Origin of the sequence: Photobacterium kasasachensis (genome assembly GCF_050336885.1) — a bacterium.
GTDB lineage: Bacteria > Pseudomonadota > Gammaproteobacteria > Enterobacterales > Vibrionaceae > Photobacterium > Photobacterium kasasachensis.
In genome coordinates this window covers 440,704-465,721 of record NZ_JAKJSH010000006.1, presented here as the reverse complement: position 1 = coordinate 465,721, position 25,018 = coordinate 440,704, and the positions used below count along the sequence as shown (strand labels likewise).

Here is a 25,018-nt window from a genome sequence, read left to right as displayed (position 1 = left end):
CGAATCACGATTAAATAGGTAGGATGACCATGATTAAGACAACTGTTTACGCAATTACCGCCGCGATGATCATCATGCCGACTGTCGCACTGGCTAACCCTAACGGCGTGTCGTACAGCGGCCCGATTCAAACAACCACAGTCAACGAAGTACTAGAGCAGACCAACCTGTTCTCTGACCAAAATGTCATTCTCGAAGGCAAGCTAGTTAAGCAAATCAGTGCTGATACCTATGTCTTCAGCGACGGGAAACATGAAATCAATGTTGAAGTCGATGACGATATCCGCCTCGAGCAAGCCATTACCCCCAACACCCGTCTGCGTGTCTATGGCGAAGTGGAAGGCAGCACCAACCCAGAGATTGAAATCGACAAAATCCAGGTCTTGTAGGCCCACCGTAACTTGCTCGGTAAACCAAGAGACAAAAAAGGCTGGTCATCATGACCAGCCTTCTACTTTCAACTACAGCCGCTATGGTTCAGCCTGCTATTATTCATCTGGCTATCAGCCGATCAGCTCACGAACCTTTTCCAGATCCTCCGGCGTATCCACTCCGGCAGGCGGTGCATCAATAGCAACCTCAACATGGATTTTCTCGCCGTACCACAGCACACGAAGCTGCTCCAACGCCTCGATTTTTTCCAGCGCGCTCGGCTCCCAGTTAATATAGGTATTAATGAAACCGGCACGGTAGGCATAAATGCCGATATGGCGCATCAGGTTCTGGTGGATCTCCTGCGGACGCTTGGCAAAATTATCGCGATCCCATGGAATCGAAGCCCGGCTGAAATACATCGCATAGCCATTCTTGTCCGTCACGACTTTTACTGCGTTAGGATTGAAGACTTCGTCAGCATGGTCAATCTCAACAGCCAGCGTGGCCATCGGCGCGTCGTCATTGTGGGCAAGGTTATCGGCAACCTGGCGAATGATGGTTTCAGGAATTAACGGCTCGTCACCCTGTACATTCACCACGATCTGATCGTCTGCCAACTGGTACTTCTCAACCACTTCTGCCAGACGCTCGGTGCCAGACTCGTGATCATCACGGGTCAGGCAGACTTCACCGCCAAACCCTTCAACCGCATCGACAATACGCTGATCATCGGTAGCAACAATCACCTGCTCGGCACCGGCTTTGCTCGCCTGCTCGTATACCCACTGGATCATCGGCTTGCCGCCAATATCTGCCAGCGGCTTACCCGGTAGGCGTGATGACTGGTAGCGTGCCGGTATGATTACCGTAAACGACATTATTTCACCTCGTCTGGGCTTAACGTGCGAGCTTCAGGCTCAAGCAGAACCGGAATGCCATCCTTGATGGGATAGGCAAGACGGTCAAACTTGCAAACCAGCTCACTTTTGTCTTTATCGAAGTTCAGCTTGCCCTTACAGACAGGGCAAGCCACGATTTCAAGCAGACGATGATCCATATTCTTCCTTTACCTCAATAATCCGGTTAATAATAGCCTCAGCTTCAGGCGCTGGCAGCACGGCATCAACAGGCAGATACCACCAGTTCGGCTGAGCGAAAGTTTGGCATTTCACCGCATCTTTCTCTGTCATTACCAAATGCCGGCCTTGCTCGGCCAGCTGTTTTAATTCCTGCTCGGAGAATGCCTGATGATCAGCAAAAGGCTGACATACCACGGGCGTCACTCCCAACAAGCTTAGTGTATTAAAGAACCGAGGGGGATGACCAATACCTGCCATCGCAACCACATCGGTCAGTTCTGCAGCCTGCCTACGCTCGCCGGTTTGAAGATTAATCAGCGCCGACGGTTGCAGCTGCATAGATGCTTCACCCTGTTGAGGCTGACCACCGTTGCAGATCAGAAAGTCGACCTCACTCAATCGCTCGCAAGACTCACGTAACGGCCCCATCGGGATCAGCTGCTCATTGCCAAAGCGACGCTGGCCGTCAATAACAACGACTTCGATATCACGCTCTAGCGCATAATGCTGCAGGCCGTCATCGGTAATGATGACGTCGACATCCTGTTCCACCAGGCGTTGTACGGCTTCAGCACGTTTTGGCGACACAACCACCGGAGCACTTGTACGACGATGAATCAATACAGGTTCATCACCGGCTTCTGCCGTCGAGGTTTCTGCACTCACCGCAAAAGGGTAATACGGAGCTTTGCCACCATAGCCTCGCGACACGACGCCGGGTTTCAGCCCCTTGGCCTGAAGTTGCTCGACCAGCCAGACGACCACCGGGGTTTTACCATTGCCGCCAGCGGTAATATTACCGACAACGACAACCGGAACTGGCGCCCGGTAAGCAGCTTTCTCGCCACACTGGTACTGCTGGCGACGGCGGCGGCTGATCACACCGAACAACTTGCTAAGCGGCCACAGCAAAGGTTTGAGCAATAACCCCGCCGGATGTTGCTCAAACCAGATTTTTTCGATAAGGGTCGACATTATTCACCAAATTGAATGCGATGCAGCTGGGCGTACGCGCCATTTAGCGCCAGCAGTTCAGCATGAACACCACGCTCGATTATTGCCCCCTCATCGACAACCAGGATCTGATCGGCGTTCTCGATTGTCGATAGACGATGCGCAATTACCAGCACAGTGCGGTCTTTCTGGAGCTCATCCAGTGCCGACTGAATAGCTCGCTCAGATTCTGTATCCAGCGCGGAGGTTGCCTCATCAAGGATCAGCACCGGCGCATTTCTCAGCAAGGCACGAGCGATAGCAATACGCTGACGCTGGCCGCCCGACAGGCTCACGCCGTTCTCACCGATCATGGTATCAAGACCGTTGTCCATGTCCTTGATAAAGTCCATGGCGTAGGCCAACTCGGCCGCCTTTTCAATTTCGGCACGGCTAAACGTATCGCCACTGGCATAGGCGATATTGTTGGCGATAGTATCGTTAAACAGATGCACGTTTTGTGAAACCACTGCGACTTGTTCACGCAGGTTGGCCAGCTTGTAGTCGCGGATCTCGTGATCATCGATGCTGATCTGGCCCGAATCCACATCATAAAAGCGGGTCAACAAATTCGCGATGGTACTCTTGCCCGATCCCGAACGGCCAACAAGGGCCAAAGTCTTGCCAGCCGGGAGCGTGAAGTTAACATTGCGCAATGCCGGGGTATCTTTGGTTGGATAAGTGAAGGTTACATCTTTAACCTCAATATCACCTTTAACACGCTCGGCCACGACAGTACCGTGATCTTTTTCCGTTTCCAGCTCCATTAGTCCAAACAGAGTCTGACAGGCAGCCATACCGCGCTGGAACTGAGAGGTGACATTCGTCAAGGCTTTAAGCGGGCGCATCAGACCGAACATGGCACCGAAAACCAGTGCAAACGTACCCGGCGTCAGCTCGGCGCGCAATGCTTCGGTATTGGCCAGGATCAACACCACCACCAGGGCCAGCGAAGCAATCACCTGGATCACCGGGTTCGCTATCGCCTGTGCCGATACCAGTTTCATCGTCTGCTGGCGCATACGGTTACTGACATCATCGAAGCGCTCTTTCTCAACCTGCTGGCCGCCGTAGCTCAGTACCACCTTGTGGCCTTTCAGCATCTGCTCGGCAGAAGAGGTCACGGAGCCCATGGCATCCTGCATATTTTTTGAAATACGGCGAAAACGCTTGGAGACCACGCGAATACTGATCGCCACAACCGGGGCGATAACCAACAGAATGGCCGACAGCTGCCAGCTGTTCCAGAACATAATCCCCATAAGGGCAATAATACTTGCCCCTTCTCGAACCAGGCTAACCAAGGAACCACTGGTAGCGGCGGCTACTTGCTCCGAGTCATAGGTAATACGGGACAACAACTTGCCGGATGATTCCTGATCAAAAAAGCCAACTGGCATTTTCATGAAATGGTTAAACATCTGGCGACGCAACGACATGACGACATTACCGGAAACCCAGGACAGGCAATAGGCAGACACAAAACCACTGAGGCCACGGAGGATCATCAGTCCCAGCAAGTACAGAGGCATCATTGCCAAAAAGTTCGATTCAACGCTATCCAAGCCGCCGAAACTTTCATCCATAAGTGGTTTGATCATCGAGAGCATCAGCGCATCACTCGCCGAGCTGATAATTAACGCAACAACGGCGACGCCAAGGCCTGCCTTATATAAGCTGATTGAAGGCCAAAGCCGTTTAAACGTATCCCAAGTGGATTGATCTGTTGGTTGTGTCATGAAAACCGATTTTTCTTGAAGACAATTCTAACCATTCTACTCCTTTCGTGCCGATGCACCAAACAAGTTCCATCATCTCCTTCTCAAGCTGCGCAATTATTAGGCATTTTATCAGCGAGTTACTCGTTAAACAGTGCCCGGTACCAGCTATCCTTCACCTCCTGCCGATAGCGAGTGATATCAATATCACCACGATTGATACTGACAGACACCTGTCCGCTACGGGCTGTTGACAGCCAGACAGCCCCTTTGTCCAGATAGCGTTGCCTGACAGATACAGAGGGCAGCGTCCATGGACTATAACGCGCCACAGAAACCAGTGCATAAGCTGGCGTCATCGTGGCAAGCCAGGTAGCAGTCGACGAGGAATTGCTGCCGTGATGAGGAACGAAAAGCACCTCTGGATTGAGGTCAGGTTCTAGATTGGCCAGCAGCAGCTCTGAAATAGCATCAATATCGCCGGTCAGCAGAACTGATGTCGGATTATCAGGGCTCAATGCCCTGTCGCTGATTTCGATAACACATGAATGCGGGTTTGCAGCCCGCGCCACCAGCCTGGGGGGCCAGAGTACACGAAAGTCCAGTTGTCGCCATTGCCAACGTTCGCCACGAAGGCAAGGCATAAAGCCAGCCCGCCTGTCACTGCTACGTTTCCACTCAGGCTTTAATCTTGTTAGCACATCTTCCGCCCCGCCAGCATGATCGCTATCGGCATGGCTGAGAATCAGCCCATCAAGCCGGTTCCTTCCTGTTGCGAGCATGACCGGTTCAATCACCGCAGTTGCAATACTCCCCTGTTCCCAGCGGTTACCGGTATCGTAGAGGACAGTCAGCTCACCACGCCGGATCAGTACCGCCAAACCATGGCCAACATCCAGCATCTCAACCTGCCAGTCAGGCTTAGAGTCAACATCATGCTTAAGCTGTCCGAAAGTCCCGTGCCAGCTAACTATCACCAGAGCAGTTCCAGCGTATAGCGCCTTAAAGGCGCGGACAGGCAGAAACCACAACAATATAGCCAGAGCCAGCACGCCAAATAAATACGGCAGCCAATACACCGAGATACGCCACCAGGAACCACTGGCAAGCTCAGCCAGCCTTAAGACAGGAAACAATGACAGATCAGCCAACCACCACAACCAAGCCGACAATGACGGCAACCATAAAGCGGCAATAGCGGCCAGCACCAAGGGAACGGTCAGAAAGCTTACCCAGGGGACGGCGAACAGATTGACAACGGCAGCAGCCACAGACACTCCACCGAACCACAACCACTGTACCGGCAGCATCATGCTCATCAGGACCAGTTGTACCATCACCAACAGCTTTAGTTTGTTCCGCCAGCTACGCAGCCAGGAAGTCTCGCCCCCGGTGTCAGCCCGTATCCCGCTGACACTGGCGACATACAATACGAAAACTGCGGAAAACGACAACCAAAGGCCTGCCGAATATGAGCCTAGCGGATTAAGGATCAGGCACACCATCAAGGCTAGCAGCAAAATCTGCCAGCCGGGCCAGTGCACCCGGCATCGAATCAGCACCATGACCATGGTGCTCATCAACAGTGCCCGTTGTGTCGGCAGGCTAAATCCTGCTAGCCAAGCGTAGCCCAGAGCAAACAACAGGCCCAGCCATAGCGGTAACCAAAGCAGGCAATCCCATTCGGGGCCAATACCGCGGATCTGGCTGCCGAGCCACCATCCGCACACCACAGCCAGGCCAATATGGAGGCCGGAAATCGCCATCAAATGCGACAAGCCGCTGTCTCGCAGCAGAAGCCAGTCTTTATCAGACAATCCGTCGCGAAAGCCAAAGCCAAGTGCCAGCAAGTAGGACCGATTAGTCAGACCTTCAGTCAACACCACCACTCGATCCAGCAACCGTTGACGCGAAGTTATTTCGGAGAGTACTGGGCCGGAGCGGATAGATGACGGCAGCTTCCGACCGGAGAGTACCGTCCCTTTACCATGCAGTTGATTACCTAGGAAATAACGCTCGGCATCAAACCCTGCATGGTTGACCCTGCCATAGGGCCGACGAAGCCTAACTTCCAGCTCCCAGCGCTCGCCCTGCTTCATTTCGATAGTACGCGGCCACTCCAGCCTCACTCGCAACGGATTATATGCAGGTAGTTCGTGCTGCCCTATCGAAGAAAGCGTAAAATCAAATCTGGAGGTGGGGATATTTTGATTTATTAGGCTGCTAACTTCACCAACTATGGTAATATTCTCGCGCTCATTAGGTATTATTCGGACAGCATCTGCATAAAATGTTGCTCCAATTTTCGCCACAAAGGCGCCAATAACGACCCAGATCAACAATCTGAGCCGTGAAAGGTATAAAACTACACCACCTATCATTAAGGCTGTAATAAACCATATGTAATCTGGTATTAACGGCCAGAAATGAAGCGATAAAATTCCTAACGCAATACCGGCTACGGCTTGGTTCATAACCGTGTTGCCACAATTACAAACGAATAAAAATGCCAAGACAAGTAATTAGACGTTTCTTGCCAAGCCATGACGTAATCAAGCGCCAGAAAGCGCTCAAGATTTTCGGTAATGTGCTTTACAACCCCAATTTGTGGTGTCTCAACCGCCGGTCGGCCTCCGGAGCCTTTGCCGTGGGCCTCTTTATGGCATTTGTTCCGCTCCCCAGCCAGATGATCATGGCTGCAGGCCTTGCCATCTTGTTCAGTGTTAACTTGCCCCTGTCTGTTTGCCTTGTCTGGGTCAGCAACCCGGTTACCATGCCAGTGCTTTTCTATGGTGCCTATAAGATCGGGGCCTGGCTGATGAATACTCCCCACCAACCTTTTCACTTCGAACTTTCGTGGGAGTTTTTGCTGCACCAAATGAATCAAATCGGGCCTCCCTTCCTGCTCGGCTGTGCCGTCTGCGGGGTATTTTTTGGTCTTGTGGGCTATCTGGGTATTCGTGGACTGTGGCGCTATTCGGTTGTACGAAGCTGGAACAAACGGCGTTTTCGCTAACAGGTGGTTCTCAGGTCCACCACACTGCAGAACGTAAAAAACCTCGCCTAAGCGAGGTTTTTTTATACGTTTAGCCAATGACATACAATGCCTAAATACCCGTGTGAGAACCAGCTATCAAACAATCGACGGTGCAATCAACATTTGCTGCGGAAGCCGCGAGGCTATTCTCACAATTAGCCTTTCTGCTCTCACAATTAACCTTTCTGCCGGCTTGTATTACCTACAGGTCTTGGATATTAGCACTGGCTACTTGGCGCTCAACACCTGAGCAGGCTGCAAGGCACTGGCCCGTCTTGCCGGGTACCAGGTTGCCAGCAGGCTAAGTACAATCGCGGTAAGCGAAACTATCGCGACATCCTGCCAGGCCAGCTCGGTAGGGAGAAAATCAACAAAGTAGATATCTCCGGAAAGGAACTGGTGGCCAATTATACTCTCCAGCCCCTTTATCAGCGATGTCAGGTTAATTGCAACCAATGAACCCAGCATAGCCCCCAGCAGACTGCCAACAACCCCCGACAAAATACCGTGCCAGATAAAAATAGCCTTCACTAGCCCATCGCCGGCCCCCATGGTGCGTAATATGGCAATATCTGCCGAGCGGTCTTTTACCGCCATCATCAGGGTCGAAATAATGTTGAAGCATGCCACGCCAATCACCAGTACCATCACCAGATACATAATGGTACGTACCATCTGGATATCACGGTATAAATAGCCGTATTTCTGGGTCCAGCTCTTCAGGTAGACATAGACTGGCAGGGTAAACCCGACCTCACGCACTATGGTTTGCGCATCCAGTACATTCTCGACATTCAACGAGATCCCGGACACTCCATCCCCCATAGACAGATATTGCTGGGCATCCGCCAATGGTACCAAGGCAAAGTTATGGTCTATCTGACCTCCCAGCGCCAGCAGGCCGGACACTTGTAGCCGGATACGGTGCGGAGCCTTAAGTTTCAGCGCCGGATCGGGATTCGGGATCATTGCCGTGATCCAGTCGCCCTCGGTAATCCCCAGCTTGTCAGCGACTCCCTGCCCCAAAATCACCTGTTTTTTGCCCGCCGAGAACGACTGCCAGGCGTTGTCCTTCACATAGTCCGGAATCGCACTGACCTTACGCTCCTCCTCGGGATTGACCCCACGTACCTCCACCGCCTTCAGGCTGCTGCCTTTTTCGAGCAACGCGGTAAAACGGATATAGGGGGCGGCGGCTGTTACCTGCGGATGCTCCTGCACGGTATCCAACACCGAGGTCCACTCGGTAAACGGTGGCTTAACCGCTTCAAGTTCGCCGTGCGGGATCACCGACAGCACCCGGTTTTGCAGCTCACGCTCAAAACCGTTCATTGCCGACAAACCGATGATGATCACCGCCACGCCGACAGCAATGCCCAGCGTCGATGAAATCGAGATAAATGACACCATCCGGTTGCGTTGTTTTGCCCGGCTAAAACGGCTACCGATAAATAGAGAAAGCGGTCTGAACATTACGCCACCTCTACCTTCTCCAGCTCGCCATCTTGCATGTGCATACAGCGATCCAGCTTACCGGCCAACTCATTATCATGGGTAACCACCAGAAAAGCGGTGCCGGACTCTTTGTTCAGCTTGCGCATCAGCTCATAAATTTCTATGGCCGTCTTATGATCCAAATTACCGGTCGGCTCGTCGGCCAATACCAAGGCTGGGTTATTAACAATCGCCCGGGCAATTGCCACACGCTGACGCTCGCCCCCGCTGAGTTCAGAAGGACGGTGCTCCAGCCGGTGCTGCAAGCCAACCTGTTCCAGCATACTTTCTGCCTGGGATCTTGCCTTATCAGACGAAACACCGCCGATAAGCAGCGGCATCGCCACATTCTCAACCGCACTGAAATCAGCCAGCAAATGGTGGAACTGATAAACAAAGCCAATTTCCTGATTACGGATTTTCGCCTGTTTGTTGGCACTCATGGCATTGAGCTTCTGCCCTTTGAAAAAGACATCCCCTGCCGTCGGCTGATCCAATGCACCCAGCAGGTGTAACAGGGTACTTTTCCCCGAGCCGGAAGCACCCACAATCCCGACCAGTTCACCGGCATTGATACCGAAGCCAACGTCTTTCAATACCTCTGTTTCAAGCTGAGCTTCGCGATAAACCTTACGCAACCCATGACAAACCAATAACGAATTACTCATAACGCAATGCCTCAGCAGGACGAACAGATGCTGCACGATAAGAAGGGAACACAGTTGCCAGCAGGCTCAAGACAATCGCGCCGACAATAACCAAGAAAATTTGTACAGGCTCTACCACCACAGGCAGTGAACCACCGACCATAAGCAGCTTGACGCCCAGCACAGACAATACGGAATTCAGGTTGAGCGCCAAAAAAGTACCCAACAGGCCACCGGAGAGCGCACCAATAACGCCGCTGCTGGCTCCCTGAACAATAAACACCAGCAGGATTTGACGGCTTGTCATCCCCTGGGTTTTGAGAATAGCAACCTCGGCCTGCTTCTCCATCACCACCATGATCAGCGCCGAGATAATATTAAACGCCGCCACCCCGATGATAAGACCAAGCATCAAGCCCATCATGTTCTTTTCCATCTTGACGGCCTGAAATAACTCACCACGCTGTTCACGCCAGTCAGACCACACCCAGCCATTTTCCAGCGGTAGCTGGGCAAGCTCGGTCACAACAAACGGGTCATCGACAAACAGGCGCCAGCCGCTAATTTCGCCGGGCTTATAGCGTAGCAACTTACCGGCATCGACAATATTGGTGAGGATCAGTTGCTTATCGACATCCGAGCCAGTGTTGAACATGCCTTCAACCACAAAATTTCGCTGGCTGGGAATACGTCCGAGCGGCGTATACTGGCTGGCACTGGTGACCATCAGGCGCACCTTGTCACCAACATCAACGCCAAGCTGCCCGGCCAGAGACTGACCAAGAATAATGCGGTAACTACCTGGGGTAAGGTTGTCCACATCCCCCTGAGTAACATAGTAACCGACCGGCTCGAAGGCACCCGGGTCAACGCCCAGCAGCGTGCCGGCCGATAATGACGAGGCACTTTGCAGAACAGTTTCACTGCGGGTTAGCGGCGTGACCATGCCCACATGGGGCAAACCGGTGAGCGAAGCCGGCGGCTCGCTCTCCCAGCTAACCTTGCCACCGGGATGTGATACCAGTGCCTGGGGCATCACGCCAAGGATCCGTTCCTTGAGCTGCTGTTCAAAACCGTTCATCACCGAAAGCACCGTTACCAGAGCCAGCACACCTATGGTGATCCCCGCCGTAGACATATAGGAAACAAAGCGGCTGAATCGGTCCCCGGAACGGCCTCGCAAGTAGCGCAGGCCAATAAAGAAAGAGACTGGATGAAACATAAACGAAGTCGAAACCATCCTGTTATTAACTGCCCGCAAGAATACCCGTTGCAGCAAGTGATTACCATCCGGAGGCGCAAAACTAATGTAAAAACAGAGGGTAAAATAGGCACTGTGACAGTGCCGCGCTTGCTCGAAAGCGAAGGGTAAGTGATAATCGAAGGATAGTTAATTAATCACGAGTATGACATGAATCAGGACGAGTATTTTTCGGTCAGTGCCGGGCTAACCATCAACGTCGAGCTGCTTCCCCCCAACGAACAGCTTCCTGATGAGATAGCATTCAGCCATGAAATTCCGCCGCTGTTTCGTGTCGCCAGCGAATGTACCGGCCTCGAGGACGGCATTGAGCAGTCACTGCAAAAGCTAACCAAGGAAGACAGCAAGCCGCTACTCGATTACCTGACGGCCCAGAACAGCAAGATTAACCTCCTGCTGTCTTACGTGTTGTCACAACAAGACAACCCTGACCACCGCCATCTCACAGAAACGTTTGGTGCCAGTCAGCTCACATTTTACTCTAACTGTGCTTTTCCTGTCGGCAGCAACGCCCGGGTTAAGCTATTTTTAGACAAGCCATCTGCAGCCGTCTACTGCTATGCCAAAGTCACTGGCAGTGCAGCAAAAGGTAATAAGTTTGAAATTACACTCAAATACAACCGCCTGCAGGAAGATGATCGGGACTTGCTGATACGCGCAGCTCTCTATTTTCAACAAAAACTATTGCGCCAGCGCGCCCAACAGCGAACAGATACCCAGTAAAGCACATGAAATCGAATCAACTACTCTCCCTTCCTTTACCGACCAAGCAAGGGGACAACCGGTTTATCGGTAACGTATCAGGCGCAGCTCTGGCCTTATCTGTTGCAGAGCTGGCTCAATTACACCAGGGGCCGGTACTGGCCGTTGTGCCTGATACCCAGACAGCCCTTCGCCTACAGCCCGAGATAACCCAGTTTACCGGCGTAGAAGTTAGCGTCTTTCCGGATTGGGAAACCCTGCCCTACGACAATTTTTCGCCGCATCAGGACATCATTTCTGATCGTTTGTCACGCCTGTATAAGCTGCCGACGCAAAGTGACGGGATCATCCTGGTTCCTATCAGTACGCTGTTGCAGCGTCTGACACCGCGTGAATTTATCCACCAGCATGCATTGATGGTCAGCAATGGCGATCGCCTCTCGCTCGACAAACTTCGCCTCCAGCTTGAAGCCTCTGGCTACCGGCATGTTGATCAGGTCATGGAGCATGGCGAGTATGCCAGCCGAGGTTCCCTACTGGATCTTTTCCCGATGGGGAGCAACCAGCCGTACCGTATTGACTTTTTTGATGATGAAGTCGACTCGATTCGCCAGTTTGACCCGGAAAACCAACGTTCGACAGGCGAAATGGACAGTATTCACCTCTTACCTGCCCACGAATTCCCGACCAATGAGATTGCGGTAGAAAACTTCCGCATGCGCTGGCGCGAACGATTCGAAGCCCGCCGAGAGCCGGAATCTATCTACCAGCAAGTGAGCAAGCGCACCTGGCCGGCCGGCATCGAATACTGGCAACCTTTGTTTTTCGAGCAAACCGAAACCCTGTTCGACTACCTGCCCGACTCAAGCCTGCTTATCACCCTTGGTGAGCTGGAACCGGCAGCAGACCAGTTTCTGGCAGATGCCGAGTACCGATTCGAACAGCGCCGCGTTGACCCGCTCCGTCCTCTCCTTAGCCCGAAGGAACTCTGGCTAGGCAAAGACGAAATGTTCAGTTGCTTTAAAACCCTGCCGCAAGTTCGTATTCGCCCGGATGCCGAACCGGAAAAGGCCGGTCGCTACAACCCGCTGCTGCAACCTGTCCCGGCACTAACTATCAATCACCAGCTCAAGGAGCCTCTTGCCGAACTGCGCCGTTTCTCGGAACAGTTTGATGGCAAAATCATTTTCTCCGTGGCCTCCGAAGGTCGCCGAGAAGCACTGCTTGATCTGCTGGCCCGTATCAAGCTTCGCCCTATGGTGTGCAACACTCTCCACGAAGCCGCCAATGCTCCTGGTAAATTTGCGCTGGTTATCGGTGCCGCGGAACAAGGTTTTGTCCTGAGCGAACCATCTATCGCCTTTATCTGCGAAAGCGACTTGCTCGGAGAGCGTGTGGTACAACGCCGCCGACGCGAAGATAAAAAAACCGTCAACGCCGACACCATTATTCGCAACCTTGCCGAGCTCCAGATCGGCCAGCCCGTTGTCCACCTTGACCATGGTATTGGTCGCTACCAAGGCCTGCAGACCCTGGAAGCCGGCGGGATCACTACCGAATACGTGACACTTGAATATCAGGGCGGTGCCAAGCTGTATGTCCCAGTTGCTTCGCTGCACCTGATCAGCCGCTACTCCGGCGGTGCAGAAGAAACGGCACCGATTCACAAGCTGGGCGGAGAAACCTGGGCCAAGGCGCGTAAGAAGGCAGCCGAAAAGGTCCGTGATGTGGCAGCCGAGCTGCTTGACGTCTACGCCAAGCGTGAAATGAAGCCCGGTTTTAAATTCGCACTCGACCGTGAAGCCTATGCCGACTTCTGCACCGGGTTCCCGTTTGAGGAAACCCACGACCAGGCACTGGCCATCAATGCCGTGCTGTCGGATATGTGCCAGGCCAAGGCCATGGACCGCCTGGTGTGTGGTGATGTCGGCTTTGGTAAAACCGAAGTGGCGATGCGAGCAGCCTTCGTTGCCGTTGATAACAGCAAGCAGGTAACCGTACTGGTACCAACCACGCTGCTGGCACAACAGCACTTTGAGAACTTCCGCGACCGTTTTGCCAATACCCCGGTACGGGTTGAAGTATTGTCTCGCTTTAAGACGGCCAAAGAGCAGAAACAGATCTTGGCCGACGTTGCAGAGGGCAAAATCGACATCTTGATTGGTACCCACAAACTGCTCAATGCCTCGGTCAGCTACCAGGATCTGGGGTTACTGATTGTCGATGAAGAACACCGTTTCGGTGTCCGCCAGAAAGAGAAAATCAAGGCAATTCGTTCCGATGTCGATATTCTGACGCTTACGGCCACCCCGATCCCCCGAACCCTGAACATGGCAATGAGCGGGATGCGCGATCTGTCGATTATCGCCACCCCACCGGCAAGACGTCTGGCTATCAAGACCTTCGTTCGCGAGCGCGAGGATATCCTGGTTCGTGAAGCAGTACTGCGTGAAATCATGCGTGGCGGGCAGGTCTACTTCCTGCACAATGATGTCGACTCCATCGAAAAAATGGCCGAAGATCTGGCCAAGCTGATCCCGGAGGCACGCATCACCTTTGCCCACGGCCAGATGCGCGAGCGCGAGCTTGAGAGAATCATGAGTGATTTCTATCACCAGCGTTTCAACCTGCTTGTCTGTACCACGATTATCGAAACCGGTATCGATGTCCCGACCGCCAACACCATAGTGATTAACCGTGCCGACCATCTTGGTCTGGCCCAGTTGCACCAGTTACGCGGCCGTGTCGGACGTTCCCACCACCAGGCCTATGCCTACCTGCTGACACCGCACCCGAAACGTATGACCAAAGATGCGGTGAAACGTCTTGAGGCAATCTCGTCACTCGAAGATCTCGGTGCTGGCTTTACCCTGGCAACCCATGATCTCGAAATTCGCGGTGCCGGGGAGCTCCTGGGCGACGAACAGAGCGGTCAAATCCAGTCCGTCGGCTTCACATTGTTTATGGAAATGCTGGAACAGGCTGTCGAGGCTCTGAAAGAAGGCAAGGAGCCGTCGCTGGATGATCTGCTAAAACAGCAGACTGAAATTGAGCTGAGACTGCCGGCATTGCTGCCCGACGAATATATCCCGGATATCAATACCCGTCTGTCGCTCTACAAACGCATTGCCAGTGCCGACAGCGAAAACGCCCTGAACGAGCTGAAAGTCGAGCTAATAGACCGCTTTGGCCTATTGCCGGATGCAACCACCAACCTGCTGACTGTCAACAAACTTAAACTGAAGGCTGCCGATTTGGGCGTCCGCCGTATAGAGGCTGGCGAGAAAGGCGGATATGTAGAATTTGCACAAAACGCGTCTATCAACCCGGGCTTCCTGGTCAATTTGTTACAATCGCAGCCGCAGCACTACCGAATGGATGGCCCGACTAAACTGAAAGTGATGGCTCCGATGAGTGATCGTAAAGACAGAATAAAGTATGTTGACGGGCTTCTAACAAAGCTTGCGGAAAACACCCTATAATTGATGGCACTATAGTGCGGAGTATTATCTTGAAAAAACTGATTTATTTGCTGCTTATTGCCATTAGCTGGCCAAGTCTGGCAGCGCGACAATTTGATATTGAGGTTATTCTGTTCAAGCGCAACATCGATCCTGCGCAAGTCAGTGAGGCCTGGCCGGATCAGCAACAACCCGTCAATATGAAGGGCACCGTATCTTTCGATGACGAAAGCCTGCTGGCCAGCAAGGACATCAGCCTGATGTTGCCAGAGCAGTACCAACTGACGCCACAGTACAATAAGCTCAAAGGTCATGCCGGTTTCACACCACTGGCTCATTTTGGCTGGCGTCAGGGTGACTTGAGCAAGGCGGCGGCTCCGAAGTTTCACCTAACGGCCGGCAAAGATTATTCGTCCCAGTACCTTGCCGACGGTACCTCGAAAGCAGCACTTAGCCGCGAGGCCACCAGCCCGCAACCGGAGCTACCTGCTGCTGCCGAAAGCGAAACCGTAATGACAACAGACGGCATGCCTGTCACGACGGAAGTACCGGCCGTTGCCCCTGAGCCACCGCTTTATGAACTGGAAGGCAAGATTCGCGTCTACGTTCAGCACTATCTGTTTACTGAAACCAGCCTGGACTTGCGCGAGCCGGGTCGTCGTGAGGTGATTGTCGGTGCCGAGCCTATCGATCTCGAAACCGACCTGCTGGCCGAGGACAGCAATGTTCAGGTAGGCCACTTGCAAGAAGTGAAGAAGAAAGTGGAAGTTGAGGAGTTCCTGAAAAGCTACCGCTTTGAGCAGCAGCGGAAAATGCGCAGCGGCGAAACCCACTACCTTGATCACCCGCTGATGGGAATGGTGGTCCAGATTCGCCGTATTGGTGAGTAACCTCCCCCTGAACTCGCCTATCATTAATGTCTTTTACATAAATCCCCTACCAGTCGGCAGGGGATTTTTTTTACCAAACTTCGAGCATCTAATCTGGGTCTAATACCAATCGGTATAACTATTCCATCTAGGTTGGCGTATCGCACACACATACAGGAGGCTCTGTTCAGTATTTAAGTTGATGAACTATATTGTAGATAGATATGCTAAACCCTTGAGGCTACCAGCATGGAAGACTTCAACTTCACGCAGCTATTAGAGTCAATTCAACGGCTTACACCTGAGCAAAAACAGTGTATTAAAGAGATCCTGGAGCCAAACAATCATTCAACTAGCCACTCCAAAAGTCTATTCGAACGCATTGAGGAAAACTTTTGCAGTCATCCTCATTGCCCTCTATGTGAAAGTACGGATGTTCGCAAGTGGGGAAAACAAGCAAATAAACAACGATTTCAATGTAAAAAATGCAAGAAGACATTCACGTCACTCACGAAAACAGAATTATCAGGCGTCCATTGTATTGATGTACTTGACCAATATCTTGAGTGCATGTTGACTGGGATGTCTTTAAGAAAAGCAGCCCGTCATTGCTCTATTTCTCTTGATACATCATTCCATATACGTCATCGCTTAATGTCACTGTTTGAGAATAACAAATCTGAACATTTAGAAGGGATTGTTGAGATTGATGAAACTTTTTTCAGATTATCACATAAAGGTAAACGCGGTATAAAAAAGCCTAGAAAACGCGGCGGTTCAAGCGTTTACAAAAAGAAAGGTATTAAACACCCTCGGGTAAAACAAGTTCCTGTACTTGTGGCTTGTGATAGACAAGGAAATCTTACTGATGCGGTATTAACACGTGTGAGTAGTGATGAGCTCTACCAACATCTTTATGGACGTATAAAACCAGAAACTCCGCTTTGTGCTGATGCTCATCTTGCTCACGAACATGTATCTAAGCGATTAAAAGTTGTTTTAAAAGAGATTGTTAGCAGTTCAAAAATTGCAGTCCTCGATGGCGTATTCCATATACAACATGTCAATGGATACCACAGTACGTTAAAGCGTTGGATAAATTGTACGCTCTGCGGCGTGGCAACTAAGAACCTTACTAAGTAGTTAGGGTGGCGGCGTATCTTGAGTGATGATTCACTATCAAAGGCTACATTCACAGAGAGAATTGCTGGGTTCTGGGCTCTCAACTAAGTTACTGAACAGAGCACATACAGGAATAGCGTCTCGGCTATCCGATCTTCCAATGTTACCAGTTACACGTCCTCTGTATAAATACGACCTGAATATTGAATCTAGCATATTTATCGATATCAAATCCTCTGAATGAAGTGATGGAATAAGCTCATCGAATAGAGCGACACAAATCACTGTTCCGCTACAGAATGCAATTGAAGATATGTAATAAATAGAGCTTACACTCGCAATTTAGACAGCTATGCCTTTGACAACCTTATGATAAAAGATAGCCTTAAAACACCTTAGTATTATTGTGGTTATACCATGAAGATTTAGGGTGAGTTAGTGGATAACAATTTAACGTAAGGAGACCCATATGAACGCAGCACTTGATTTAACAAATACCGAAGTATTGGAGACGGCCAAAAGTTTGGATGAAAAGTTAGAGGCATTGAACACCTCGCTTAACCATGAAGCCCCCTCTGTTAAAGAGCTTGGCGTACAAAAACTGTCACTAATTAACAATAACTCTGAGATCACTGCTTGGAGTTGGTCAAAAAGCTTCGACAAACAAAAAATCTGATTTTTTAGCCAAGCGCTTATCAAATTCATAACAAAATAACGAAAATTATATTGTTACTATGGCTGTATGAGCACTCATGGCACATAACTAAGCAGTGTGGCTTTAATAGCACACACTGCTTTTATTACTTGAAGCGTAAAATTGTTTATGGTGTTAGATGTATGATAAGAAATTCAATCAAAGAATTCTTACAAGATATTAAAACTAGTCCTCTTAATCAAATCGTGGCAATTATCACCTCTGCAATAGGTGTAAGCTGTTGTTTTATTGTTCTAGCACTTTTTATTAATGACTTTAAAATTGATCGATATCATAATGAATTCCAACAAATTTACAGAATTGAAACAGCATTTAACTTACCTAGTGGTGATGTAGTCAGCTCCGCAATGTCACCCTTCCCACTTTATGATGCTCTTAAAGTAGACGACAACATTAAAAATGTAGCCTTTGCAGCACGAGTAAAGGTAGATGTAATAGCAGGAAAACATTCAACAACCACCTCAGATATATATGCGGTAAGTGATACCTTTTTATCAATGATAAATCCATTTAATACAGCACTAGCTGAATTAAGAGAAAATGAAATATATATAACACATCAATTTAACGATGAATATCTTGGTTACACAGATCCTGTAGGCGCTACAATTCAGATAGTTGGAGTAGGCACATTCAAAATTAGAGGCGTTGTAAACACAAGAAAAGATACATCGCTAAAATTTGGTGCAATTTTAAAATACAGTGAAATTTGGAATAGCTATTTCAATAGTAAGCGACAAAATTGGTACGATACCGCAATATATAATTTCGCTAAAGTTCATGATGGTTTTGATTTGTCCCACGATTATTTGCAAATGGTTGTAAAACATAGTGTTCCACAACTCCCCGGAGCCCCTTTCACTGCGGAAGAGTTTATAAGCCTTAAAGCAAATGAAATAAAGAATATTCATTACTCTTCAGGATATGCTGATGATATTGAGACTTCGTTATCAGAAGCATCGCTGTATATCCTTTATCTTATATGTTTAATAATAGTTCTCAGTACTATTTTAAGCTATTTCTGTTCCAGTTCAATTTCGTTATCTTCAAAAACCAATTCAATTTTTACAAAAATGTCTATCGGAGCAAGTCCACTTCAAGTTATCTCTGAACTATTTGTCAGCAAGATTATATTTATAACCACAGTTTTTTTCCTATCGAGTGCGTTCCTTACAATTTCATATCTAACCTCAAACTTCCTATTTGGAATGCTTGGTGACATTTCTGATTATGCCCTATCCTTTTCGGCTATGTTAACTTTAGCAATTATGCTTGGTTCACTAACTATTTATGAAGGAGGCATTTCAACGTTTTATATCATAAATAAATCTAGATCATTATCAGTTACACGTTACTCAAATGCAAAAGTTACAAATACAAATAGTATATTAATTGGCCTGCAATTATTACTTGCAGGGGTTATTACATTCATAGCAATAACAACATATATAAAAAACGAGTCGGTATTCAATGTTAATTATGGATATAAATCAACAGACATATTAACATTTGAAGTTCCTGAAGATAATCTAACAGTAAACCATCTACATGGTACTTTTAATAGAACAAATTTATCAAATACAATCGAAAACTATACAGTTAGTAGTTGGCGCCCTTTTGATATGTCAAGAATGAGCATTGGATTAAAGCATTCAAAACAGACAATTACTGACGAATACCTTTCTGTAAATGCAATTTATGCAGGAAAAGATATATTGAAAGTTCTTGGATTAAGCACACTAGCCGGTATCGAAAACAGCATAAAAACAAACAGCTCATCAAATGAATTGAATGCTATAGTAACTGAATCATTTTTAGATGAATTTGGATTTAACTCGTATACAGAAGTCTTAAATAATAAGTTCTTTTTTAAGATGGAAGATGATGAACACTCAGTAAATATTATTCGTATTGTGGATAATTTTCATCTCGGAAGTCCTCTGGAAGAGAATAAACCCGTTTTGATTATTATCTCCACTTCCCCACAAAGGTATGGTTTAGTATCTTTCATAAATCATATTAACGCCGATGATTTTATGGAAACTATGGCTAACTCAGGTGTTATGACTTCCAGGGCTATTACAATAGATGACCTAAAGAAAAATCATTTCAATGAACAGGAAACACTTAACTCTTCAGTTAAATTTCTTATAATAGTTATTATTAGCATGCTGTTTTTTTCATCAATACTAGTTGGGATATCTGAAACTCAAAAATTAAAACAAACCTTAGGGATTATGGAGGCTCTGGGAGGTTCTGTCTATACTAGTATTATATATATACTGAGTCTTAATTCACCGATCATTATTATTTCAAGTGGCTTATCATATATATTAGGGGCAAACACAATAAAGCTATTTTTTGATATTTCTCAGGAAACTTATAATCAAGTCATATTTACATGTATATTCCCGATTATGCTCATAAGCTTAGTCGTTATTTTTGCGTCTATCTCATCATTTTTGTTCAGTCGCACAAGAATTACGGGTTTTATTCAAGGGTAGGCATATAAAATGGATAAAGCAATTAGTAGCACCCAGATTCATAGAAAGGCAAAAATAGCCGTATTCTCAATATTTTTTATATTATTCATAGGGGTGATAAGTGCAGCATTTGCACTTATAAAGAATAACACTAAATCGATCTTAATCAGCGAAACACAGTTATATGATATAAACTCTGGCTCCGTAACTGAGTATTTAAATGCGCGAGCAATTGCAATACCAGAAAACAGTATGGTTTTAACAGCACTTCAAGGAGGCATTGTTACAGAAATATTCAAAGAAAGATCCGATCGTGTTATTAAAGGAGAAGTGATTGCAAACTTAAACAATTATGACTTTGTTCTTGATGTTACCTCAAAAGCTTCCTTCATTACTGAGCAAATTGCCAATCTTCGCAATCTAAAATTAGCATTACAATCGCAAAAACTAGAGGTAAACCTAGATTATAACGAAGCAAGATATAATAAGGACACAATTTCTAGAGAACTCTCAAAAAAGAAAGTTATATCTGAGTCTGGATTTATTGAAGAGAATGAAATAAAAAACTTAACTGATAAATTAAATTACTGGGTTTCGAGGTATGATTTACTTTCAAGTTTTCTTAATATTGAAGTTAAAGAATCAGATGAGAATGTTAGCTCTGTAGACAAATCAATTATAGAGCTACATAAACTGCGAAACTCTATTACAGATGGTTTAAGCCAACTTGTAATTCTTTCACCTATTGATGGAGTTGTGTCGGAACTTAATCTGAAGTTGGGACAAAAGGTTGGAAATGGCGCAACTATAGGATTAGTTGATAATGATGGTAAGTATCACTTTGAATCAGAATTAAGTGAGTATTATCTTGACAAGATTTTTGTTGGCACACCTGTAAGCGCTATAATTAATGGTCGTACAGTTAATTTAAATATCAATAAGATTTCAAACATAGTCGAAAATGGACGGTTCGGATTTACGCTTAACTTTAATAATCAAGAAGGCTTGAGTCTTAAAAGAGGGCAAACAATTAATATTGAAATAGCAATAAGTACACATGAAGATTCGTATACAGCATCTGCAGATGCTTTTTTAAGAGATAATGGAAAGTACTACTCTTATCTGTATGAACCAGAAAGCAATACTGCGATTAAATCAGAATTTACTATACGCTCTATCGGTAATGGAGTAGTAGAAGTATTAAGCGGCTATAAATCAGGTTATAAGTTGCTAATTCCTAAGAACAAATCGCTAATAAGCATTAATATGCTGGAGGTATCTTAGCATGATTGAACTCTCTCTTGCTACAAAGCAATTTGAGACCGAAACAATTCAAACAACAGCTCTTAACAAGGTTAACCTTTCAATTGAGCAAGGCGAATTCGTTTCTATAATGGGGCCATCAGGCTCCGGTAAGACGACTCTCTTAAATATCTTAGGTATGTTTGAAAATCTTGATACTGGTAACTACACATTATTAGATAAGTCTGTCAGAGAACTTTCATATGGTGCCCGATTAGAATTGCGGAGGGAATGCCTTGGGTATGTTTTTCAGTCTTTTAATTTAATACCCCATCTCTCAGTTCTAGAGAACGTTGAACTACCACTCAAATATCGTGGATACAAACGCCTGGACAGAAAGCGACTTGCCCTAGAGAGCTTAGAAAAGATGTCTTTAGGAAATAGAGTTGATCATATGCCTTATCAAATATCTGGTGGGCAACAACAAAGGGTTGCAATTGCAAGAGCATGTGTGAGCAAGCCGACTCTCATCTTAGCTGATGAACCTACAGGGAATCTAGATACTACATCTGGCCAGACTGTATTAGACGCATTATGCGATATTAACAGAAACGGTACAACTATAGTAATGGTCACTCATTCTAAGGTTGCTGCATCAATGTCATCCAGAAAACTAAATATGGTTGATGGTCAGATTGTTGATTTTGGGGGCAAGGGTAATTAAAGTGAAAAACAGTCAAAAAGATATTAGCTCGAATGATTTGAATTTATCTGATCTCATCAAGTTATCAAGCGTAAATTACAAAGTTCTCGCTTCTCATATCCTAGGTAAAATGCCTAAAGAAAAGGTCTTATCTCAGGAAGAAATAAAACTATTTAATGAGATTAAAAATACTGACTTCCCTTCAAAACCCATCAATGGAAGAAAAATAGTATCTATATTAAAGGTTACTCGTAGGTGCAATTTACGTTGTAAGTATTGTGTTTCATGGTCTGATGAGAAAAACATGACGATGAGCTTCAAAACCATGTTAACAGCTGTGAAGAGAATACTATCAATACCAAACATTAATCGTTTTGAATTTGTCTGGCATGGGGGTGAAGTATCCCTTCTTAAACCGGTTTTTTTTAAGAAACTTATTTGGATTCAAGAAAATTTAAAAAGACCAGAACAACAAATTTCTAATAGTATTCAGTCAAACGCGGTAGATATCTCTGACGAATGGCTAACATTTATTAAAGGTGTTGGTCTATCTGTTGGCATTAGCCTGGATGGGCCTCCAAGTATTAACGATAATCGTCGCATAGACTTCAAGGGAAGAGGAACATCTACGAGAATCATTAATTCGACGAAAAGAATGCGCGAAAAAGGAATAGATTACGGTACATTAGTTGTCGTTGATCGCGAGGTGATGGAAGCAAGCATAGAAGAAATGTTTGATTTTTTTGTTTCTGCAAAGCTTACCGGAATCGATTTTTTGAATTATGTCCCTGACAATACTCTATCTGAGCGAGAGAAACCAGACCATCGATTTATTAGCTATAAAGAGTATGTTTCATATTTGTCAAAAGTATTCAGAATATGGTGGAAGAACTATAAAGACATTATCAGCATCCCTTTATTCACTGATATCATTCAAAACATTAGTCAACCTGGTTCTGGCCACTCTCAATGTTATTGGGATCTTCAATGCTCTCAGGAGATAATTACGATCGAGCCTAATGGTGACATAACACCTTGTGATAAATACATTGGTGATTCTGGAAGTATATATGGTTCATTACTTAAACATGATTTAGCCACACTTTTCGAAAAATCGGCTCACAATAATTCCATGATATCAGAAGAAAAAATAGCCATTGAAAAAATGAAAGCATGTGAATGGTTTAAATTCTGTAATGGTGGCTGCTCTCATGACCGATTAATGGGAAGGCGACATAGCAAAAATCATGATGACACCTGTTGTGGCTCAAAGATTTTGTTTGAGACTGTAGCCGAGTTCCTATAAGGATAAATATTAATATGAATGTATTGCTAAAGAATTTCAGAACTATCTCTGCTCTTTTGTGGCCAGAGTTAAGGAAAAGCAAACTATTTATATTACTCTCAACCATTTCTGTATTTTTATGTATGGTATCATCATTTTCAATTGCTTTTACAATTGAAAACAATATATCCTCAATCGAAGTTAATTTAAACGATAGCGGGGTCAACTTCTTTGCGCTGGAAGTGTTAGGACTAATATTTTCACTGGCATTGTTTACAGGTATAAAAGAATACTCGGTAAGTCAACTTCAGCTCAAAACATGTTCATCCCTATATGGTCAATTATCAAAAAGTATCTTACGTAATGAACTCGTTTACTTTGACCTTAATTCACCATCAAAAATACAATCCAGCATGGAGTTTGATATTAGGCATGTAAAAGAGTTCATCCATTTTGTTTTTTCTATTGCAACACAATCTACAATGACTATTGTTATTGGCTCTATATATATGATGTCAGTAAGTACAAAACTATTTGCACTTGCTGTTATTCTTGTTCCAATGGTTATCTTTGTGATTTTTTATTCAAGTTATCGAGTATCATCAGCACTAAAGAAAACAAAACTGGCTCAAACAAGCTTTGACTCATTCGTTGTGGAAAGTTACTCAGCTATACAAAGCATTAAATTATTACATCTTTATAGAATTATCGATGCCCGCTTAGAAAAGCGTATCCGGCATCTAGTTGAAGCTAATAGCAAAGTAAAGGTACTAGAGTCGATTACTTCAACTATTTTTCTATTACTTACTTTTTCCGCTGTACTACTGGTCGTGTGGATGGGCATGATCCACATTCAACAAGGAGAAGTTAGCTCTGGCGAGTTAATCTCTTTTGTTATGGTAATGCTCATGGTGTCATATTCAGTTGCAGCCATACATGACATTGCTAGTATTTTTTGTAAAATGGCACAATCAGCGAAAAGTATTACAGGCATTATTAGAAACGAAAAATTAGTGATTGAAAATTTACCAGGCCATGAGGACATTAATTCTGGCAGTGAAATCTCAATTGAGTCTGTTTCGTTCAGCTATCCGAACAGTAATTACCATCAGGTACTAAAGGATATTTCCATTACGATTTCAGCTAAATCCTGTACAGCTATTGTTGGACGTTCTGGCTCAGGAAAATCAACATTAGTAAAACTATTAGGTCGCTTATATGATCCTCACCAAGGTAGAATTACTATTGGTGGTACAGATATTATGTTGATGAGAAAATCAACGGTAAGACGCTCCGTGACAATAGTTGAGCAAGATCCATTTATATTCGATGCGACACTTGAGCAAAACATTATTTTAAGTAACACAGAAGGTGACTTATCTCGGCTTAAAAATTCAATAGAACTTTCTGGCCTTGATCGCGTACTTGCAAATAAAGGCATCAAGCTTACTGATACTATAGGTAGAAACGGTGCGACTTTATCTGGTGGAGAGCGTCAACGGCTCGCTATCGCAAGAGCCTTGTATTCAAATTCAGAAATAATTATTTTTGACGAGTCTACAAATGCACTTGATAATATTACTGATAAAGTTATCAGAAATACAATGGACCGATTAAAAAGCAGCCATACTATAATTATAGTCTCTCACAAAATGCATACCCTAATTGATGCTGACAAAATTATTGTTATCGATGACGGGTATATCAAAGATAGTGGAACACATAAAGAATTGGTTGGAAGAAGTGAAACCTATAATAAACTCTGTTATGTCTAACAGGTAAAACAGCTGAAAACTTTAACGTTGGCAGTTGTAGCAGCTGTTCCACCCCAG

General features: G+C 46.2%; 20 protein-coding genes. 12 read left to right on the top strand and 8 right to left on the bottom strand.

The features are described 5' to 3' along the window. The first annotated feature begins 29 nt into the window (after positions 1-29). Positions 30-389, top strand: a complete 360-nt coding sequence (locus L4D19_RS09765) for a YgiW/YdeI family stress tolerance OB fold protein (protein ID WP_428452299.1) — start codon at positions 30-32, stop codon at positions 387-389. Between the two features lie 114 nt (positions 390-503). On the opposite strand, the gene kdsB is transcribed toward L4D19_RS09765, so the two are convergent. From kdsB to L4D19_RS09740, 5 genes are all read right to left on the bottom strand, one after another. Further along, the gene (gene kdsB, locus L4D19_RS09760; RefSeq protein WP_075766481.1) at positions 504-1,253 is read right to left on the bottom strand and encodes a 3-deoxy-manno-octulosonate cytidylyltransferase; all 750 of its coding nucleotides are present in this window, start codon (positions 1,251-1,253) and stop codon (positions 504-506) included. Then, positions 1,253-1,432 (bottom strand): Trm112 family protein, encoded by a 180-nt coding sequence (locus L4D19_RS09755; RefSeq protein WP_075766482.1) that lies wholly within the window; start codon positions 1,430-1,432, stop codon positions 1,253-1,255. The genes kdsB and L4D19_RS09755 overlap by 1 nt, the downstream gene beginning before the upstream one ends. Further along, a complete protein-coding gene (gene lpxK / locus L4D19_RS09750; RefSeq protein WP_428452298.1) occupies positions 1,413-2,429 on the bottom strand; it encodes a tetraacyldisaccharide 4'-kinase in 1,017 nt (338 codons plus the stop codon). The genes L4D19_RS09755 and lpxK overlap by 20 nt, the downstream gene beginning before the upstream one ends. Then, the gene (gene msbA / locus L4D19_RS09745) at positions 2,429-4,186 is read right to left on the bottom strand and encodes a lipid A ABC transporter ATP-binding protein/permease MsbA (protein ID WP_160648219.1); all 1,758 of its coding nucleotides are present in this window, start codon (positions 4,184-4,186) and stop codon (positions 2,429-2,431) included. Before msbA ends, lpxK begins: the two co-directional genes overlap by 1 nt. Positions 4,187-4,305: 119 nt before the next feature. Then, on the bottom strand, positions 4,306-6,639 hold the full coding sequence (locus L4D19_RS09740) for a DNA internalization-related competence protein ComEC/Rec2 (RefSeq protein ID WP_428452297.1): 2,334 nt from the start codon (positions 6,637-6,639) through the stop codon (positions 4,306-4,308). 32 nt (positions 6,640-6,671) lie between these two features. On the opposite strand from L4D19_RS09740, the gene L4D19_RS09735 reads away from it, so the two are divergent. After that, positions 6,672-7,181, top strand: a complete 510-nt coding sequence (locus L4D19_RS09735; RefSeq protein ID WP_075766486.1) for a DUF2062 domain-containing protein — start codon at positions 6,672-6,674, stop codon at positions 7,179-7,181. 249 nt (positions 7,182-7,430) lie between these two features. Here L4D19_RS09735 and lolE read toward each other — a convergent pair whose 3' ends face one another. The 3 genes from lolE to lolC are packed head-to-tail and all read right to left on the bottom strand — an operon-like array spanning position 7,431 to position 10,565. After that, positions 7,431-8,675 (bottom strand): lipoprotein-releasing ABC transporter permease subunit LolE, encoded by a 1,245-nt coding sequence (lolE, locus tag L4D19_RS09730; protein WP_428452296.1) that lies wholly within the window; start codon positions 8,673-8,675, stop codon positions 7,431-7,433. Next, the gene (gene lolD / locus L4D19_RS09725) at positions 8,675-9,364 is read right to left on the bottom strand and encodes a lipoprotein-releasing ABC transporter ATP-binding protein LolD (RefSeq protein WP_428452295.1); all 690 of its coding nucleotides are present in this window, start codon (positions 9,362-9,364) and stop codon (positions 8,675-8,677) included. The genes lolE and lolD overlap by 1 nt, the downstream gene beginning before the upstream one ends. After that, positions 9,357-10,565, bottom strand: coding sequence for a lipoprotein-releasing ABC transporter permease subunit LolC (gene lolC / locus L4D19_RS09720; RefSeq protein ID WP_428452294.1), 1,209 nt, complete (start codon positions 10,563-10,565; stop codon positions 9,357-9,359). The genes lolD and lolC overlap by 8 nt, the downstream gene beginning before the upstream one ends. A gap of 189 nt (positions 10,566-10,754) precedes the next feature. On the opposite strand from lolC, the gene L4D19_RS09715 reads away from it, so the two are divergent. The 10 genes from L4D19_RS09715 to L4D19_RS09670 all read left to right on the top strand — a co-directional run bounded on the left by L4D19_RS09715 (position 10,755) and on the right by L4D19_RS09670 (position 24,961). Continuing rightward, positions 10,755-11,327, top strand: a complete 573-nt coding sequence (locus L4D19_RS09715; RefSeq protein ID WP_428452293.1) for a PilZ domain-containing protein — start codon at positions 10,755-10,757, stop codon at positions 11,325-11,327. Positions 11,328-11,332: 5 nt separating this feature from the next. Then, complete coding sequence (mfd, locus tag L4D19_RS09710; protein ID WP_428452292.1) at positions 11,333-14,788, top strand: transcription-repair coupling factor; 3,456 nt, start codon at positions 11,333-11,335, stop codon at positions 14,786-14,788. A 29-nt stretch (positions 14,789-14,817) separates the two neighbouring features. Then, a complete protein-coding gene (locus L4D19_RS09705) occupies positions 14,818-15,657 on the top strand; it encodes a peptidoglycan binding protein CsiV (RefSeq protein ID WP_428452291.1) in 840 nt (279 codons plus the stop codon). 228 nt (positions 15,658-15,885) lie between these two features. Next, positions 15,886-16,779 carry an IS1595 family transposase gene (locus tag L4D19_RS09700; protein WP_428452290.1) on the top strand — a complete coding sequence of 298 codons (894 nt, stop codon included), beginning with the start codon at positions 15,886-15,888 and terminating at the stop codon, positions 16,777-16,779. A gap of 448 nt (positions 16,780-17,227) precedes the next feature. After that, positions 17,228-17,434 carry a hypothetical protein gene (locus tag L4D19_RS09695; RefSeq protein ID WP_428452289.1) on the top strand — a complete coding sequence of 69 codons (207 nt, stop codon included), beginning with the start codon at positions 17,228-17,230 and terminating at the stop codon, positions 17,432-17,434. A gap of 161 nt (positions 17,435-17,595) precedes the next feature. Further along, positions 17,596-19,977, top strand: a complete 2,382-nt coding sequence (locus L4D19_RS09690; protein WP_428452288.1) for a hypothetical protein — start codon at positions 17,596-17,598, stop codon at positions 19,975-19,977. 9 nt (positions 19,978-19,986) lie between these two features. Further along, on the top strand, positions 19,987-21,240 hold the full coding sequence (locus L4D19_RS09685) for an HlyD family efflux transporter periplasmic adaptor subunit (RefSeq protein ID WP_428452287.1): 1,254 nt from the start codon (positions 19,987-19,989) through the stop codon (positions 21,238-21,240). Between the two features lies 1 nt (position 21,241). Next, on the top strand, positions 21,242-21,922 hold the full coding sequence (locus L4D19_RS09680; RefSeq protein ID WP_428452286.1) for an ABC transporter ATP-binding protein: 681 nt from the start codon (positions 21,242-21,244) through the stop codon (positions 21,920-21,922). 1 nt (position 21,923) lies between these two features. Then, entirely contained in the window at positions 21,924-23,207 is a 1,284-nt protein-coding gene (locus tag L4D19_RS09675) for a radical SAM protein (RefSeq protein ID WP_428452285.1), read from the top strand. Positions 23,208-23,221: 14 nt separating this feature from the next. Continuing rightward, positions 23,222-24,961 carry an ABC transporter ATP-binding protein gene (locus L4D19_RS09670; protein WP_428452284.1) on the top strand — a complete coding sequence of 580 codons (1,740 nt, stop codon included), beginning with the start codon at positions 23,222-23,224 and terminating at the stop codon, positions 24,959-24,961. Positions 24,962-25,018 lie beyond the last annotated feature (57 nt).